Origin of the sequence: Huintestinicola sp. (genome assembly GCF_050874005.1) — a bacterium.
In the GTDB taxonomy this organism is placed as follows: Bacteria; Bacillota; Clostridia; order Oscillospirales; family Ruminococcaceae; genus Huintestinicola.
This window is the reverse complement of record NZ_JBNMJV010000008.1, coordinates 23,954-40,998: the sequence shown is the minus strand read 5'-3', so window position 1 is coordinate 40,998 and position 17,045 is coordinate 23,954. Positions and strand designations below refer to the sequence as shown.

Here is a 17,045-nt window from a genome sequence, read left to right as displayed (position 1 = left end):
GAACAAATACACAAGAGAGAACTGTTTATTTTATTGTACATTTGTATCAAAAATAACCTGAATGCTTGACAAGTATTGGAGACGGTGATATAATAGTTTTAAAACAAACTAATTTAAACGAAAGCAAGGTGAGAATATGGTTCAGAGACCGATAGAGGTCGTTCTCAAAGGCGGTGAGTTCAGAAAGTATTCCGACTCGAAATTTGCTTTGCTGAGAAAGCATTATGGTATGAAGCGTGCCGAATTTGAGGTCATATACTATCTGTCAATATGCAAGGACGCCGACTCGCTTGTCAATATCACCGAGTTCCTGAATGCAAACAAGGGTCACATTTCCTCAACGGTGTACGGGCTGACCGGAAAGGGTTATATTACTTCTGTACAGGATAAAAATGACCGCCGTTACCTGCATTTCAGCCTGACCGATAAAGGCAAAGAGGTGGCTGCGGACATTGAAAGCATATGGAACAATATCAGAAATGAGCTTTTCTGCGGGCTGACCGAGGAAGAAATTGCCGAATATAAAAAAACCTCTTACAAGATATGCAAAAATATCGAGCACTTTATGACTTGAAAATAAAGCATTTGAAATGATGCTTTTATTTTTAAGCTTATAGTTTAAAAACAAACTGTATGATTTTAAATTAAAGAAAGGAATGATAAATAATGAGTACAGACAAAGAACCGATGAAGGAACTTGCTCACGAAATTACATACAGAAGGTACATTATGGCTAAGGACGATGCGAAGTTTTTATTTGCAGACGCAAGTATTGCCGAATATATAGTCCTTCATTATATGTGTGAGCATATTGAGAGCGACCCCATATATTCAGGTAAAATTTACCTGAGCGAACTCTCTGAAAAGCTGAATATGCCTATAAGGAAAACATCAAAGCTCATAAGGGAAATGAACAGCAAAAACCTTATTAACTGGGATCACGACGGCGACGGAAGGGACGGCACTTATGTGACCATCACCGAACACGGAATGAAGGTTTACGAAGAAACCGACAACAAGCTGAAAGATTTTTATACCAAGGTGCTTGAAAAGTTTGACAGGGATAAAATGATACAGCTGCTTCAGCTTATGAAAGAGTTTGAGTCGGTGATCAGAACCGAAATGGAACAAATGGAGGAAAATTATGAAACCGCTGAATGAATGTATGAGCGAGCTTGAACGCTCCTGCCGTGAAAATGATTTTATCGAACACAGACTTTATGATGAGTATGACATAAACCAGGGACTCCGTGATGAAAAGGGAAACGGCGTGCTTACGGGTCTTACAAATATTTCCCTTATAAAATCCTACGAGGTGAAAAACGGCGCAAAAGAGCCCTGTAACGGTGAGCTGTGGTATCGTGGATATCGTGTGGAAGACCTTATAAACGGGCTTGGGGAATATGAGATGGGATATGATAAAATTGCCTATCTTCTGCTTTTCGGTGAGATGCCCGATGATGAAAAATATTCGGAATTCCGTTCTGTAATGGGAACGCTTATGCCTCTGCCCGCAAACTTTACACGAGACGTTATTATGAAAGCGCCCACCGACGACATAATGAATACTATGACGAGAAGTATCCTGACGCTGGCTTCATATGACAAGGAGCTGAAGGATACTTCCCTGCAGAACATTATCCGTCAGTGCATTCAGCTTATAAGCGAGTTCCCGACCCTGGCTGTGTATGCATACAACGCATATAATTATTATCAGAACCTTGACAGTATGTATATCCACTATCCCGACACTGCGCTGTCCCCTGCAGAGAATATACTGACTATGCTGCGCCCCGACAAGCAGTACACCAAAACCGAAGCCAAGGTCCTTGATACCGCTCTGATACTGCATATGGAGCACGGCGGCGGAAACAACTCCACATTTACCACAAGAGTGGTGACCTCGTCGGGATCTGACACATACTCCACAATGGCGGCGGCAATGTGTTCGCTTAAAGGCCCCAAGCACGGCGGTGCAAACATCAAGGTAATGGATATGATGGCGGATATCTCCGGGCATATAAAGGATGTTGAGGACGATGAGGAGCTTACCGCTTATTTTGAAAAGATACTCGACAAGGACACCTTTGACAGAAAGGGCCTCATTTACGGAATGGGACACGCTGTGTACACCCTTTCCGACCCGAGAGAACGGGTGCTGAAAAGCTATGTAAAGCAGCTTGCCGCCGAAAAGGGCAGGACGGATGAATACCGTCTGTATGAGCAGGTCGAGCGGCTTGCTCCTCAGGTCATTATGAACAGAAAGCATAACCGCAGCGGCGTTTGCCCCAATGTGGATTTTTACAGCGGATTTGTATATGATATGCTGGGTATTCCGAAAGAGCTTTATACTGCAATATTTGCAGTTGCAAGAATTGTGGGCTGGAGCGCTCACCGAATTGAGGAGATCGTTTGCACCGATAAGATAATCAGACCTGCATATATGAGTGTTATGAAGAAGAAGGAAGGATAAATTATGCTTATCAAATACATTGCCGGACCGGTGATCGGTGCGGTGATTGGCTACTGCACCAATTTTATTGCGGTGAAAATGCTGTTTCACCCTAAAAAGGAAATAAAGCTTCTGGGACACAGGCTGCCCTTTACTCCCGGAGCTATACCTAAAGGCAAGTCAAGGCTGGCAAAAGCTGTGGGAAATGCTATAGGCAATAATCTTATCACACAGGCGGATATTGAAGACAAGCTCCTCAGCGATGAGCTGGCGGAGAAAATAGCCGATGCGATAGTGGAACAGTTCTCGCTGCCCATAAACAGCCTTCTTGCCGAGCTGCCCGATATTTCCGGTGAGGAGACAGAGGGCAAAAAAGAGATTATTTCAAAGACTATCGGAAGGTACATAGCCGAAGCAGTCGCTCAGGTCGATCTTTCAGGCATTATTATGGAAAAGGCTCCCGGCATTATAAGGGAGAAGCTTAACAACCCGATGATTCAGATGCTCCTGACGGACGAGCTGCTTGCGTCTGTTCTTGCTCCTGTGGGAAGCGATATACAAGCTTACATTGCAGAGCACGGAGAGGAGTTCATTGCGCCTTATGTTTCCCGGAAAATGTCCGATATGGGAAATAATTCGCTTGCGGGCATTGCAGAGGAGCTGAGCATTGACAGAAGTCAGCTTAAAAAGGCTGTTATGGCTTTGTATAAAAAGGCTGTATCGGGCTGTGCGGAAAAGCTTATGCAGTGGCTCGATCTTGGCAGCATAGCCGAGGATAAGATAAACGCTATGACCGCAGATGAGCTTGAGGAGCTGGTTATGAGCGTTATGAAAAAAGAGCTGAACACTATTGTTAATCTCGGAGCGCTGATAGGCTTTGTGCTTGGACTGCTGAATATATTCTTCTGATATTTGATATGAAAAAAGCCCCCTTCATATTTCCTGTATCGGGAAATATGAAGGGGACTGTGATCTTCGGCTATTTTGCGCTGCCCTGCGCTTCGTTCAGATCTTTTTCGGCTTTTGTTATCTGTAAATACTCGGCGTTCAGGTCGTCGGGAGAGGAAAATCCCATATCCATTGCGGCATAGCAGAGGCTCAAGGCAAGGGGCGCTCTCAGAAGCGGCGGCGCAAGGGATATATGGCTGCATTTATCTTTAAGAGAAGCATAAAGAGTTTCGGCATAGTCTCCCGTTAAAATGACATTCTGTGAGAGCGATGAAAGCTCGTCGGCAAGTTGTTTTACCTGGGTGATCCCGTCCTCACGCTCTCTTATGATATTGCCGTTTTCTGCTTTGAAAACAGCGTTATAAACAAGCTCCTGACGGGCGTGCATTACGGGGCAGATGATACTGTCAAGGGGAGATATGCCCCTGAAATTATAGGCAAGGGACATAAGGGACGATACCCCTGCGCAGTTTTTATCAAGCCCGAAGCAAAGCCCTTTTACTGCGGCTATTCCTATTCTCAGTCCCGTATATGAGCCGGGACCGCTTACGGCAGCAAAGCCCTCCACGTCGGAAAGAGTCTTTCCTGCGTCGGAGAGCATTTTTTTGCACATCGGCATTATCACCTGTGAGTGGGTGAGCTTTGTTACAAAGGTGTTCTGGGCAAGGACCGCATCCTCTGTGCAGAGAGCGCAGGAAGCGGTCTTTCCCGATGTGTCAATTCCAAGTACCAGCAAATTTAGTTCCTCCGGTGGGGTCGGTCAGGGTTATTTTCCTGCCGCCGTTTTCTGTAAGTTCAAGAGTGACGGTTATGGTGTTTCCGTCAAGCTCATCTTCAATATTTTCCGACCACTCGGCGGCTATGACCGAGTCCTCGGACATATAATCGAAAAAGCCTGTGGTCTCAAGGGCTTCTCCGCCGCTTATGCGGTACATATCAAAATGATAAAGGGACAGTCCGTCCCCGTGATATTCGTTTACTATGGCAAAGGTGGGTGAGGAAACGTTGTCCTCGAGACCCATTCCCATTGCAAGGCCTCGGGTGAAGGTGGTTTTTCCTGCCCCGAGACCGCCTTTGTATGCTATGACCTCGCCGCCCGTAAGACGCTTTCCCAGGCGCCTGCCTGCTTCTATGGTCTCCTCGGGGGTGGCGGTGAATACGGTTTCCGAATAGGGTGTCACGGCTGCTCCTTTCATACGCTGCCCATATTTTTTAACAGCTCGTCAACGTCCGATGCGGCGGACAGAAGACTTTTAAGCTTATCGCTCAGGTCATTTCCGCCTATTGGCTTTGTCTCGGCAGGAATGTCGTTGCTGTGAGCGGCGTCATACTCCGCTTCCGCTTCGTCAGCGCCCGACATTAAACGGGCTATATTTTCGTCCGCTTTTTCGGGGCTGGCAATGCTTGCGGTGCTCATTGAAGGGGTCACGCTCATTACACGGAATTTCTCGCAGAAAAAGCTGATATCGTCGTCCTCGAGAGAGCGTATCTTATACCGCTTTTTTTCGGCATAGCCGTATTTCTCGGTGCAGATTATATCAAAGCCGAAAAGAGGAGTTCTCACTCCGATACAGCCTATCTCAAACTCGCTTACATTCTCAAAGATAAGTTCGGCGCTGAATCTGACGGGGGCGTTGCTGTAAAGTATCATACGGATAAAGGGGACCTTTACTCCCTCGCTGCCCATACCGCTGTAGTAGCTGAAATCGCCGAATGCGTCGAAATTATACCAGTAGAAATCCTCGGAAAGCTCGGTTATCTGGTCGATGCCGTAGATATCACCGAAATTTTTTTTCAGAGCGCTTCTTTCCTCGCACTGAGGCATTGGCTTTCTCATTCCCACGGGCATTTTTTCAAAGCCCATACCCTCGTACCAGGGGATAAGACTGTCCTCGCAGAATATCTGCACGCTGAGCTTATAGATGCCCGACTGGCAGTATTCCACTATCCTTTTTACAATTTCAGCGCCTATGCCGTGCCTGCGGTAATCGGTGCGGACGCATATCCCGCTCATTATGGCGGCTATGAGACCGTCCGAGGCTACTCTGCCCAGACCTACAAGGGTGTCCCCGTCGTAGGCGTAGCAGGAATAAAAGCTGGCGTTGGCTTTTTCGATATCCTCGTCGGTGTAGCCGCTGAGGTTATACCATTCGAGAGCTTTGTAAAGATCTATTGTATCTGTCGGCTTTTTCAGCTCGGACACGTATTCAATATCCACCAAAATCCCTCCCGCCGCCTTTGGCTTATATATCACTATTTTATCACATTATAGCGGAAAGGTCAAGTTATATTTTGTAAATAGTCGAATTTATTTGCAGCTTAACGGTTTTTATCTTTATCATTGCGGCTGAGGATACGGTTCATTTTTTCCGCTTCCCTGCGGTCGGAAAAATAGCCTATGGCGTACACACCCGCAAATACGGCGATTATGCACAGCTCCATTGCTGTTATCATAAGGGGGTCTTTGTTTCTTATCCACTCAAAGACAAAGGCGCAGGTCAGGACTACGGCGTTTACATAAACAAAACAGAGTATGGTGAGAATGAGCATTGCCTTTTTGGACGGCTCCTTTTCGCCGCTTGGGAATATCAGCTCCACAAGGGAACAAAGGGCGGCAGCGGCTATTATCTGCCACAGGACCTTTATGCTTATTTCGGTATCGGGTCCCCAGAAAACGGTGATGTAGACTGTGGCAACAAGCAGTATCCCCGAGGCTATCATTGTAAAAAGCTTTGCTATACGGCTGAGTTTTTTCATAATAATATCCCTTCTTTCACAGACCAAGCTTGTGTTTAAGCTCGGGGACGTACTGCCTTGAGATTATGACCCGCTCTCCGTTTGTGAGAAGCGCTTCAAAGCGTCCTCCGAAGGCGGGGGCAAGGCTTTTTATCCTGTCAAGGCACAGTATGGAGGATTTGGAGGAGCGCATAAATTCCCGTGGCAAAAGCTCCTCCAGCTCGTACAGCTTATGATTTATTTCATAGACCTCTTTTTCGCAGTAAACGAAAACCTTGTCGTCCACCGATTCAAAATAGAATATTTCTTCGGGTGGGATAAAATATATTTTCCCGTCCTTGCGGCATTTAAGTCTCGGGTCCTCTCCGCCGTAGTCACGTATCAGGCGGATAAGACCCTCGTCAAGGCGGCGGCATTTTATGATTATCTCGTCCTCTTCCCCCGGGGAGGGGTCAAGTATGGTTATTTTCATCTGTCGGAAGCTCTCCTTTTCCGGGATATTATAAGTATTGCTGCAAGGGCTGCAAGTCCGAACAGGCAGACAAAAAGTATCTGTGCCGAGTCCGTCAGGGTCTTGTCTCCCATTTCAACGGTTATGCCCATATATTTGTTATATTCCTCAAGCACTTCCTTCGGCAGTCCATCAAAGGTCTTTTGGAGGATCTCTCCGCAGCAGGCACGCCGCAGGAGAGATGTGCCGTGAAGAATGGGTATGAATTTCAGCACCGCTGCCGCACCCTCCGCAAGACTGCCCATAGGGAGATATATTGCTCCCGCAAAGCCTGCAAGTGTTCCCACGACCGTGCCTATGCCCGACCATACGCCCGTACTTTTTACGAACATTGCCGCAAGGTACATTATAAGCGAGAAAATGCAGACGGTCATAAAGGTGTAAAGCGCCGCAAGCAGTATGTCCTTTACAGGGAGCACCTCTCCGCCGATTGCGGCGATATAGCCCATATATGCTGCCATTACTGCGAGGCACATTGCCGTACCTATGACCACCGAGGAGGTTATGTAGGAAAGGGAGATGACACCCTTGCTTACGGGGGCGCAGTAGAAGCTTGCAAGGCGGTTTTCCGAGCTGTCGCTTATCATCTGTCCCATTACGGTGAGGGACGCCATAACGGCGTTTACTACGGTTATTCCCGCAAGCGTCCAGTAGTGAACAAGTATTTTTGCGTTCTGCAGGTCGGCTGCTTCGTCTCTTTCGCCGCCGTACTGCTTTAACAGGTCTGTTATTTCCTCCACGTTCATATTGCCCAGGAAAATGCCCATCAGCAGCAGGACTATTGCCATTGAGAGCATTGACATTATTACTGCGCCCTTGTCACGCAGGAATACAAGACAGTTCCTTTTTAAAAGACTAAAAAATCCGTTCATACCGCACCTCCCGTTACACTCAGAAAAACATCATCAAGTGTTCCCTGGATAACTTCAAAGCCGCTTATCATATCCCGTATCTTTTCAAGCAGAGGCAGGGCTTCCATGGTGCTTGGGATATCAATGACCGCCTTGTCTCCCGAAAGAGAATAGGAACAGTCCATTGCGGCAAGGAGATTTTCCGCTCCTCTGCCCTTTAATGTGACCACAAGCTTGTCACGGGCATACTTTTCTTTAAGCTCGAAAGGCGTTCCGAAGCGGGTGAGATGTCCCTTGTCCATTATGGCAATGTGGTCTGCCTGAGCCGCTTCTTCCATATAGTGGGTGGTGAGGAAAACTGTCATACCCGTTTCACGTTGCAGGCTTCTTACCGTTTCCCACACGCTTTTTCTTGCGGCAGGGTCAAGACCTGTCGTTGGCTCGTCAAGGAAAAGGATATCCGGGGAATGGATAAGAGCGGCGGCTATTTCACAGCGCCGCTTCTGTCCGCCCGAAAGCTTGCCGTAGGGGCGTTTAAGGATATCTCCCAGGTCAAGAATGCCGCTTACCCTTCCGATGTTTTTTCTGAGCTGTTCTTTGTCGCTGACATAAAGGCTGCCACGGGTGAGGAGGTTTTCCTTTACTGTGAGAAGCTTGTCAAGGCAGTTGTTCTGATAAACTGCGCCTATGTGCTTTTTGATGATATTGTCCTCTTTGCCGATCTCCCTGCCGCAGACCGTAACGCTGCCCGAGGTGGGGGCAAGGAGGGTGCAGAGAATGTTTATGGTGGTGGATTTTCCTGCGCCGTTTACGCCTAAAAATCCGAAAAGCTCACCCTTTTGTACGCTGAAGCTTACGTCGTCCACCGCTCTGACCTCTCCGAAGTATTTTTTCAGGTTGTTTACTTCTATTACCATTGTCAGTCTCTCCTTTGTGCTTTGTGATGTGTTTATTATACACGGCAGCGTCGGAGATTACAATAGCTTTTGGGGCAAGGTGCAAATGAAGGGGGGTGAAATGCATTTTGAAACGTTAAAAGGCGTTCCCCAAGTAAAGGAGAACGCCCGAAATCTTGCTTCTTGCCTCTTGAAATTCTTGCTTCTAATAATCAGCCTGCATTAAGACCGAAGTTTGCGCAGAGTGCTGCAAGACCGCCCGAGAAGCCGCTGCCGATAGCATTGAACTTCCACTCGGCGCCGTTTCTGTAAAGCTCGCCTGCGATAACTGCTGTCTCAATGGAGAAATCCTCGGAAAGGTCGTAGCGGATAAGCTCGGTGCCCGATGCGTTGTCAACGATACGGATATAGGCATTGGAGACCTGTCCGAAATTCTGGTTTCTCTTGTCTGCGTCATAGATGGTAACGGTGAAGTCGATCTTGTCCACATTTGCGGGAACCTTTGAAAGGTCTACGAGGATCTGCTCGTCGTCGCCCTCTCCTGCGCCTGTGGTATTGTCGCCCTTGGACTCAACAGAGCCGCTGGGGTGCTTCTGATTGCCGTAGAAAACAAAGTCGGAATCGCTCTCTGCCTTGCCCGAAGCGTTTAAAAGAAATGCGGACGCATCAAGGTCAAACTCGCTGCCGCCGTCATATTTGTTAACGTCCCAGCCGAGACCTACCATTATCTGAGTGAGTCCGGGGTTTGTTTTTGTGAGGTCGATCTTCTGACCCTTCTGTAAGCTGATTGCCATTTTTAATTCCTCCAGAAAAATATTTTTGTATATCGTTTTTTGCCATACTGCACAAAGGTTATTTCCCTTTTGTTAAATACATTATAGCATACGGCAAAATATGTGTCAATATTTTTTCTAAATAATAACTCTGTTTTAATGAGATTTTAATGGAAAAAGCAGTTTTGCCGAATTAACATCATTTCTCTTGACATCGGAGACGTTTTATAGTAAAATAAATTATATATTGGCTGTAACAGCCCCTGTGGCTGCAAGATAAAAATGATGTTATTCTCAGATCTTATTATGCCGATATCTGCCGGATTATATTGAAAATATGTGCAGTATCAACAAGCAAAGAAGCTTTGATTGGCTTTTGATTGTGAGTTTCTACAAACTCAAAAATTTTCTGCAACAGTTTAAGCGTTTATCTGCACTATTTATATGACAGGGCTCAGAAAGAGCGGAACATATAAATATAACTCGGTACGATGTCATATCAATCTGCCTTGCTGCAAAGGCGGGTGCGAGGTGATTCACTACTATGAGCTTGGATTTTACCGCCTCTGTAAGACGTGCACAGGCGGGAGACCCCAAAGCGTTTGCCGAACTTTATTCCCTTGTTTACAAGGACTTGTACCGCATCGCTCTTCTGAACCTGAACAATCAACACGACGCTTCCGACGTGGTTAGCGACACGGTGCTGGAAGCTTATTCCTCCATAACAAAGCTGAGGGACGAAAAAGCCTTCAAAGCCTGGATAACGAAGATCCTTACGGTAAAGATAAAAAACAAGCGCAGGGAGTATTCACAGATAAATAATTTCAGGGAAGAGCTTGATGACCTCGGCGAAGAAGCTAAAGACGATGCCGCAGAAATAGATATTGACGGTATGAATGTTATGGAAGGCTTTAAGCAGCTCAGTGCTGAGGAGCGTATGGTGTTGTCACTAAGCGTGGTTTCAGGCTACAAAAGCGAAGAGATCGCCAAAATGTTCGGTACTAATGCGAATACCGTTCGTTCAAAGGTGGCACGAGCTAAAGCAAAGCTGAAACAGCTTATAACTTAGATCATTTCTTAAAGAAAGGAGGTCGGAAGTATGAGCTTTGACAATGAGCTGAAAAAGGCTCTCGATAATATCGAAGTCCCCGAGGAGCTGCTGCCCGAAAATATTGAGGCAATGCTCAGAAAGGTCGGAAGGCAGGATATAAAGACAACGGAGAAAGCCTCCGCCGATGAGGAACGCTCTGTTAAGATCACCACAAGCCGTACAAACCGTGCGGTCATTATGAGAACGCTGGCAGCCGCTGCTGCGTGCGTTGCGCTGGCAGCAGGATTTACCGCTTTCCGTGAGGAAAACGCAAAGCCTGCAGAGATCGAAAGCGAGATAGAATACGAGGCTGTACAGGTACAGTCCTACGATGAACTATACAACATTTATACGGGCATTTATCTTAACGGTTCGGGTGACGCCGCAAGAGGCGCTGAGAACGGCGACGGCGTTGAGATCATTACCGACGAGGATACTGCAAGTCCTCAGACGGAAACCTCTGCCGTGACCGAGACCACTCCCGCCATCACAGAAGCCGCTCCTGCAACAGAAACAGAAATACCGCAGGAAACCATAGAAGCTGTGAGATCGGATTTTTCCGATGCGGATATTGTCAAGAGCAGCGACAAGTGCATTTACTACATCTGCGGCGGAACCCTTTATGCGGTTTCCAAGGAGGATATGGCAGTTGTGGCTGAGATAACCGAGGAAGATTCTCCCTTTGAAATGTATGTGAGAGGAAATTCTCTGGTCCTCATAAGCGAGCATATTGCTTCCGATCCCGAGGACAGCTCCGAGCATACGAGCGTATGTGTGGATATATTTGATATATCCGATGGAGCCCCTGTCCGTCTGAAATCATATAAGCAAAACGGCGTTTACACGTCGGCTCGTATTGATGATTCGGGTATCCTCTATCTCGTAACGGGCTATTCCGATTACCGTGCTGTTCCCCTTGATGAGAATGCGGATCTGGAAAGCTACGTTCCCGCCTATTATGTGGACGGGGAGAAGAACTTCGTTGCCGCTGAGGACATTATCGTTCCTCCCGGTGCGAACAACACAGATTATACCGTTATTTCTGCCGTTAAGTGCAGCGACCCCGTAAATGTTACGGTGAAGGCTGTTCTCGGCAGCAGCGCAGATGCTTACTGCTCCGACAGCTCGCTTTATGTGGCTTCTTCGGGAGTAAAGGACGGTGTGGCTTACACATCGGTCACTTCCTTTGACATTTCCGAAAACGGACTTGTTTATAAGGCAAGCGGTTCTGTAGACGGCGAGCTTATCAGCCGCTACAGTATGTGCGAGTCCGACGGCGTGTTCAGGATCGCCTGCAGGGCTTACAACGAGAACGGTATGATAACCACGAATATTTACACTCTCGACAGCGCTCTTGTGACGGTTTCCGAGACAAGAGGTCTGCTTCCCGGTGTTATCGCAGGCGCCGTTAAGTTTGACGGAAGCTATGCAAGCATATTTGAAAACGGCGGCACCGAGCCTGCTCTTGTGGTCGATCTTGATCAGAGCAGTCCTGTGGGCGATGAAACGGCGGCAGGCTTTATGGCGGCTTACGTTAATAGCTTCGGTGATGACCTTATGGTCGGTATCAGCGCTGTACCCGAGGGTTGCTTCAGACTTGAGCTGTACAGCTCCGATGAGGGCGTTAAGCTAAGCGAGATATGCTTTGCTCAGACAGAGGGGGCACAGTCTCCTGCTCTTACCGATAAAAAGGCTATGCTTACAGACCCGGAAAACGGCATTATCGGAATTCCCGTTTCAAGCGTGACCGAGTTCGGAGTTAAAAACCAGTATTTCGTCTTTGGCTGCGATCGTAACGGATTTACCGAGAAGGGCGTTTTTGAGTACAACGATCTTGATGACAGCTATCGTTTTGACAGGGCTGTTGTTACTGATGGCGTGCTTTACATAATCGGAAGCGGACGTATGGTTTCCGTTTCTCTTGCCGATATGACCGTTATCGACGCCTTTGATTTTTAAATAATACTTTCGGACTGCCGCAGTTTTTGCGGCAGTCTTTTTGTGGAATGTGTGTTTGCATAAAGAAAGTTATATAAAAATTTCTGTAACCTATTGCGCTATTGGCTGAAAAAGGTTATAATGAATGAAAGGTCATATGATAAATGCCAGTATTATAAGAATTATGCCGCCCACGGGAATACGGGCAAGGCTTTTTATCCGTGCGGACAAGCCTTTTCCCACAGCTGTTCCCAGAGCTATGGCTCCCATTCCGAAAAAAAGAGAGCTTATGAATATCATCACAGGAGCATAGCCTGCTATCCCGGCGCTTATTCCCATAAAAACCGAGTCCGCAGACAGGGCTATACCCATTGCTATCCCTTCGGCAGGTGATATGCTTTTGGAGTTATCACAGTCGGATATTTTTGGGTCATTCATAACTTCGGCGTAATGATACAGGCGGCAGCCTTTTCGCTTCTTCCTCGGGGGAAGCAGTTTTTTAATGCGATCTCCGAAAATAGAATATAGACCCATTATTAACAAAATGGCTTTTGATATGTAAACTGCTATGTCAAGCGGAAGTATCCTGTCCGCCGCAGAGGCAAGAAGAGCCGACAGCCACAGCACCGCAGCACCCGAAAGCACAGAAGCAAAGGCAGATCTTATTGGAAATTTTATTCCCCCTGCGCTTATCCCCAGCGCTGCCGCAAAAATATCCGCCGAGGTGGCAGCCCCTATCAACAACAAACCCATTACAGTTCTCCTTTGCAAAAATCAGGTCACACTTTCAGTCACACTTTTTTGGTGCCGCTGTATTATAATATGAACTGCAGCTGTAACAGGTTACGTTTTTTGTGGGAATTTCCTACAGATAACGGGGAATTTACTCAACATTTTCAAAGGTAATTCATAAAGAAAACATTATAAATTCTTGACATTCCGAAGCAAATATGGTAATATCTTAATATGGACTACTAATTTTTAATAAATATAGATAAAATGTAAATGCTGCCATGAGGAAAGGATGAGAATTATGGCATTAAAAGATAAAGTTCTCGAAATACTTGAAGAAAACAGAGGGCGAAGTGTTTCGGGAAACAAGATAGCTGCTTCCCTCGGTATGACCCGAAGCGCTGTCTGGAAAGCGGTGAAGCAGCTGAGAGAAGAGGGATATACCATCTCCGCCGTTACCAACAGAGGATACTGTCTCACCTCCGATAATGATATATTGAACGAACCCTCTATCATTTCCTTCCTGGAGACTGAGGCTCTGGGCAGGAAAATGGACATTTTCAAATCGGTGGACTCTACCAACAGCTTTGCAAAAAGCCTTGCTCAGCTTGGCGCAGTTCACGGTCACTGCGTTATCGCCGAGACCCAGACCGATGGCAGAGGCAGACAGGGCAAGAAGTTCCATTCTCCCAACAATCAGGGCGTTTATGTAAGCGTTATCGTTCGTCCCAAGCTTTCGGTGGAATATGCTCTTACGATCACCTCCTGCGCTGCTGTTGCCGTTGCAGAGGCTATTGAAAAGGTAAGCGGTCTGGAGTGCGGCATTAAATGGGTAAACGATATCTATGCAAACGGCAAAAAGCTCTGCGGTATACTTACCGAGGCGGCTATTGACGTTGAGCAGGGCGGCCTTGAATACGCTGTTATCGGCATCGGAATCAACGTTTCAAACACCATTTTCCCCAAGGAGATAGAAAATATCGCCACCAGCATTCGTGCTGAGACAGGCTCAAGCGTTAACCGCAGCCAGCTTATCGCCGAAGTTTTAAACTGCCTTGAGAGACGGCTTAACAATATCACATCGCAGGACTTTATTGATGAATACCGCAGGCGTTCTATCCTTATCGGCAGGACCATTGAGGTCACTCAGGGCGATGTTACAAGAACGGTGCTCTGCACAGGAATTGACAGCTTCGGCAAGCTTCTTATCAAGAATGAAAAGGGCGAGGCAGAGGCTCTTTCAGGCGGAACGGTCCGCTTCCCCGGAGAAGAAGGATAACACCTTCACATATACATAAAAATCTATACCTCCGCATAAAATTATCCGTAGATGATTTTATGCGGAGGTATTTTAATGGGAACAGATATTATCGTTGCCGACAGCTCACCCTATCCCGAGGTCAGGGTGTCGGGGGAGAACAGGCAGTTCGGTGAACAGCTCTGCGCTGCAATTGGCGGCAGCAGCGGCGAATTCGGAACTATTTCGGAATATGTTTATCAGAGCGTTATCTTTGAGGAGAGCCACCCCGAGATATCCCGTATTTTCGGGAGCCTTGCAAAGGTGGAAATGCACCATCTGCGTATGATAAGCGAGCTTGTTCACAAGCTTGGGGCAGACCCGGTTTACGGCTGGTACTCGGGGGGCGAGCCTGTTTTCTGGAGCGGTTCATCGGTGAACTACTCAAAGGAGATACAGACAGCCCTTATCCACGACTTAAACGGCGAGCAGAAGGCTTATTCTGCGTATGTTTCACTTGCAAGGCAGTCGGGTGACAGATATGTTTTTGCCGTTCTCACAAGGATAGCGCTGGACGAGATGATACATACAAGTCTGCTCAAGTCTCTTATCACCCACAAGACGATGATAAACGGGAAAAAGCAATGATAAAAAACGGTCAGCCCCCGACGGAGCTGACCGTTTGAATATGCACAATATATGTTATCTCTTGTTTATCATATTGAAAAATTCGCTGTAGTCCTCGTCGATCGTGGTCTTTTTAGCGGCAGGAGCAGCATTTGAAGCGGAGGGAACCTTTTCTACGTTGGAAACAGGTGCAGGCTCCTCTGCAGGTGCGTTTAAGGTAACATCATCGTTGAATGCGGAGGCGATAACGGTGATGTTGATCTCGTCCTTCATATTCTCGTCGAAGGAGGTACCGAAGATCATATTTACATCGGGGTCTGCAGCCTCGGAAATAAGTCTTGTGGCGGTGTTGATATCGCTTGCAAGAGCGTCCTCGCTCATTACGATGTTAACGAGAAGTCTTGTTGCGCCGGAAATGGAAGTCTCGAGGAGAGGACTGGAAATGACCTGCTTTGCAGCCTCGGCAGCTTTATCCTTGCCCGAACCGTGACCGATAGCCATGTGAGCATAGCCTGCGTCCTTCATAGTGGTCTTTACGTCTGCAAAGTCAAGGTTGATGTCGCCCTCAACAGTGATAAGCTCTGCGATGGACTTTACGCCGACCTTGAGGATATTATCCGCAAGAGCAAAGGACTCTCTCATAGTAAGCTCCTTTTCGGAACTCTGGAGAAGACGCTCGTTGGGGATAACGATAAGGGAGTCAACGTGCTTTTTAAGCTCGGCAATGCCTGCCTCAGCCTGACGCATTTTCGCCTTCTGCTCAAATTCAAAGGGCTTTGTGACTACGGCAACGGTGAGTATGCCAAGCTCCTGTGCTATCTCGGCAACGATGGGAGCTGCGCCTGTGCCTGTGCCGCCGCCCATACCTGCTGCGATGAATACCATATCGGAGCCGTTAAGAGCCGCCTTGATCTCGTCTCTGTTCTCTTCTGCGCTGCTTGCGCCCACCTCGGGCTTTGCGCCTGCGCCCTTGCCGTTTGTGAGCTTAACGCCTATCTGGACCTTTGTGGCAGCCTTTGACGAATTGAGGGCTCTTGCGTCTGTATTGACGGTGATGTACTCAACGCCCTTTATTCCTTCGTCAACCATTCGGTTAACGGCGTTTCCGCCGCCGCCGCCTACGCCGACAACCTTTATAACTTCGTCATAGGTGTTTTTTTCGGTATCAACCATGATCGCCATTTTACTTCCTCCTGTAACATATATGTAAATGCAGATTTTTCAAACTATTATACAAATTATATTGTAGCACAAAAACAAAATTATTTCAAGTGATTTTCTTAAAAAAATCGCTCTTGCACAAAAAATTGATTATCAGCCCTCCATTTTGCTCACATCTCACAATTTGAGAGGAAATTATTCCATAGACTGTACGGCGGCTGATGTTTCGGAAACCGTTTCAGAGGAGCTTTCGTCCGTTCCGCTCTCGGCGGCATTGCGCTCTGCCATATTCTCGCCGTATATCCTTGCGTTGTTTTCAAGGCTTTCCTTATCGAGGAAGGAGGCTCCCGTGGAGTCGGAGAGAATGGTGAGTATCCCCTCGGTCTTTTCGCCTATTTTAGTTTTTATTATCTCCTCGGAGAAGCTCATCTTGTAGTCGATATCGTTTATGGAGCCTAATTTTACGGTTATTCGTCCGTCATAGGTGTAGCTTATTTCGGAGCGGTCGGTCACGTCAACAAGGGTAATATGCTCGGAGTCATTTTCGGAAAAATATTCCATTAGCTTCTTTACGGCATTGTCTTTATGCTCGTCGGCGGACTGAAACTGCGCTCCCGGGATAAGGCCGGGCATAGGGTCTGTGCCAACGAAATTCAGAAGTCCCGCTTTCTGCTCCTGAAGCTTGTCGAGTACCTTTCCGCCGCCGCTTATGAGCAGGGTATAATCATCGCAGATGAAATTCGCCGCAGGAACGCTGGCTTCCACGTTTATTACCATTGTGTTCGGGAAGGCTCTTGTTACCTTTGCCTTTTCTATGTAAACAAGGCGGCTTTCTATCTGCTCGGCGCATTTGTCGGTGGAGGTGCGGACAAGATTGTCTCCCGCCTTTATGCCGCTTGCCTCGATTATCTCGTCGGCGGTGTAGTTGGAAGCGCCCTCAACGGTGATATGCTCCACGTTGAAAAAAACGGTGGTGGACAGCAGAATAAATATTGCCGCCGCTATAAGAAAGACTATTATGCCCATAGCATTGCTGCTTTTTTTCTTTTTGCGTGTATAGCTCAAGCCTTTTAACTTCCTTTCGGTTTTATGA

19 protein-coding genes are annotated in these 17,045 nt (G+C 47.2%); 8 read left to right on the top strand and 11 right to left on the bottom strand.

Annotated features, from left to right (window positions below):
• Positions 1 to 136 precede the first annotated feature (136 nt).
• The 4 genes from ACR0QN_RS04425 (at position 137) to ACR0QN_RS04410 (ending at position 3,361) form a co-directional block, all read left to right on the top strand.
• Positions 137 to 574: a MarR family winged helix-turn-helix transcriptional regulator gene (locus ACR0QN_RS04425; RefSeq protein WP_432649985.1), complete on the top strand. Its 438-nt coding sequence runs from the start codon at positions 137 to 139 to the stop codon at positions 572 to 574.
• Between the two features lie 92 nt (positions 575 to 666).
• Entirely contained in the window at positions 667 to 1,161 is a 495-nt protein-coding gene (locus ACR0QN_RS04420) for a MarR family transcriptional regulator (RefSeq protein WP_432649984.1), read from the top strand.
• Positions 1,145 to 2,473 (top strand): citrate synthase, encoded by a 1,329-nt coding sequence (locus ACR0QN_RS04415; protein ID WP_432649983.1) that lies wholly within the window; start codon positions 1,145 to 1,147, stop codon positions 2,471 to 2,473. Before ACR0QN_RS04420 ends, ACR0QN_RS04415 begins: the two co-directional genes overlap by 17 nt.
• Positions 2,474 to 2,476: 3 nt before the next feature.
• The gene (locus ACR0QN_RS04410) at positions 2,477 to 3,361 is read left to right on the top strand and encodes a DUF445 domain-containing protein (protein ID WP_432649982.1); all 885 of its coding nucleotides are present in this window, start codon (positions 2,477 to 2,479) and stop codon (positions 3,359 to 3,361) included.
• A gap of 70 nt (positions 3,362 to 3,431) precedes the next feature.
• Here the strand turns inward: ACR0QN_RS04410 and tsaB are convergent, their stop codons facing one another.
• The 8 genes from tsaB to ACR0QN_RS04370 all read right to left on the bottom strand — a co-directional run bounded on the left by tsaB (position 3,432) and on the right by ACR0QN_RS04370 (position 9,188).
• Positions 3,432 to 4,136, bottom strand: a complete 705-nt coding sequence (tsaB, locus tag ACR0QN_RS04405; RefSeq protein WP_432649981.1) for a tRNA (adenosine(37)-N6)-threonylcarbamoyltransferase complex dimerization subunit type 1 TsaB — start codon at positions 4,134 to 4,136, stop codon at positions 3,432 to 3,434.
• A complete protein-coding gene (tsaE, locus tag ACR0QN_RS04400) occupies positions 4,117 to 4,596 on the bottom strand; it encodes a tRNA (adenosine(37)-N6)-threonylcarbamoyltransferase complex ATPase subunit type 1 TsaE (protein ID WP_432649980.1) in 480 nt (159 codons plus the stop codon). The genes tsaB and tsaE overlap by 20 nt, the downstream gene beginning before the upstream one ends.
• Positions 4,593 to 5,618: a GNAT family N-acetyltransferase gene (locus ACR0QN_RS04395; protein WP_432649979.1), complete on the bottom strand. Its 1,026-nt coding sequence runs from the start codon at positions 5,616 to 5,618 to the stop codon at positions 4,593 to 4,595. The genes tsaE and ACR0QN_RS04395 overlap by 4 nt, the downstream gene beginning before the upstream one ends.
• Positions 5,619 to 5,719: 101 nt before the next feature.
• On the bottom strand, positions 5,720 to 6,157 hold the full coding sequence (locus ACR0QN_RS04390; RefSeq protein ID WP_432649978.1) for a DUF3021 family protein: 438 nt from the start codon (positions 6,155 to 6,157) through the stop codon (positions 5,720 to 5,722).
• A gap of 16 nt (positions 6,158 to 6,173) precedes the next feature.
• A complete protein-coding gene (locus ACR0QN_RS04385; protein WP_432649977.1) occupies positions 6,174 to 6,608 on the bottom strand; it encodes a LytTR family DNA-binding domain-containing protein in 435 nt (144 codons plus the stop codon).
• Positions 6,605 to 7,519: an ABC transporter permease gene (locus ACR0QN_RS04380; protein ID WP_432649976.1), complete on the bottom strand. Its 915-nt coding sequence runs from the start codon at positions 7,517 to 7,519 to the stop codon at positions 6,605 to 6,607. Before ACR0QN_RS04380 ends, ACR0QN_RS04385 begins: the two co-directional genes overlap by 4 nt.
• The gene (locus ACR0QN_RS04375) at positions 7,516 to 8,421 is read right to left on the bottom strand and encodes an ATP-binding cassette domain-containing protein (RefSeq protein WP_432650022.1); all 906 of its coding nucleotides are present in this window, start codon (positions 8,419 to 8,421) and stop codon (positions 7,516 to 7,518) included. Before ACR0QN_RS04375 ends, ACR0QN_RS04380 begins: the two co-directional genes overlap by 4 nt.
• A gap of 185 nt (positions 8,422 to 8,606) precedes the next feature.
• The gene (locus ACR0QN_RS04370) at positions 8,607 to 9,188 is read right to left on the bottom strand and encodes a TerD family protein (RefSeq protein WP_432649975.1); all 582 of its coding nucleotides are present in this window, start codon (positions 9,186 to 9,188) and stop codon (positions 8,607 to 8,609) included.
• A gap of 523 nt (positions 9,189 to 9,711) precedes the next feature.
• On the opposite strand from ACR0QN_RS04370, the gene ACR0QN_RS04365 reads away from it, so the two are divergent.
• Positions 9,712 to 10,236 carry an RNA polymerase sigma factor gene (locus tag ACR0QN_RS04365; RefSeq protein ID WP_432649974.1) on the top strand — a complete coding sequence of 175 codons (525 nt, stop codon included), beginning with the start codon at positions 9,712 to 9,714 and terminating at the stop codon, positions 10,234 to 10,236.
• A gap of 30 nt (positions 10,237 to 10,266) precedes the next feature.
• Positions 10,267 to 12,216: a beta-propeller domain-containing protein gene (locus ACR0QN_RS04360; protein ID WP_432649973.1), complete on the top strand. Its 1,950-nt coding sequence runs from the start codon at positions 10,267 to 10,269 to the stop codon at positions 12,214 to 12,216.
• Positions 12,217 to 12,348: 132 nt separating this feature from the next.
• On the opposite strand, the gene ACR0QN_RS04355 is transcribed toward ACR0QN_RS04360, so the two are convergent.
• Positions 12,349 to 12,948 carry a manganese efflux pump gene (locus ACR0QN_RS04355; RefSeq protein ID WP_432649972.1) on the bottom strand — a complete coding sequence of 200 codons (600 nt, stop codon included), beginning with the start codon at positions 12,946 to 12,948 and terminating at the stop codon, positions 12,349 to 12,351.
• A 280-nt stretch (positions 12,949 to 13,228) separates the two neighbouring features.
• Between ACR0QN_RS04355 and ACR0QN_RS04350 the strand changes: the two genes are divergently transcribed.
• Both ACR0QN_RS04350 and ACR0QN_RS04345 read left to right on the top strand, forming a co-directional pair.
• Entirely contained in the window at positions 13,229 to 14,206 is a 978-nt protein-coding gene (locus tag ACR0QN_RS04350; RefSeq protein WP_432649971.1) for a biotin--[acetyl-CoA-carboxylase] ligase, read from the top strand.
• A 75-nt stretch (positions 14,207 to 14,281) separates the two neighbouring features.
• A complete protein-coding gene (locus ACR0QN_RS04345; protein WP_432649970.1) occupies positions 14,282 to 14,812 on the top strand; it encodes a ferritin-like domain-containing protein in 531 nt (176 codons plus the stop codon).
• A gap of 54 nt (positions 14,813 to 14,866) precedes the next feature.
• Here ACR0QN_RS04345 and ftsZ read toward each other — a convergent pair whose 3' ends face one another.
• Together ftsZ and ACR0QN_RS04335 are read right to left on the bottom strand one after the other, a co-directional pair.
• Positions 14,867 to 15,973 (bottom strand): cell division protein FtsZ, encoded by a 1,107-nt coding sequence (ftsZ, locus tag ACR0QN_RS04340; RefSeq protein ID WP_432649969.1) that lies wholly within the window; start codon positions 15,971 to 15,973, stop codon positions 14,867 to 14,869.
• A gap of 174 nt (positions 15,974 to 16,147) precedes the next feature.
• Positions 16,148 to 17,017, bottom strand: a complete 870-nt coding sequence (locus tag ACR0QN_RS04335; protein WP_432649968.1) for a cell division protein FtsQ/DivIB — start codon at positions 17,015 to 17,017, stop codon at positions 16,148 to 16,150.
• Positions 17,018 to 17,045 lie beyond the last annotated feature (28 nt).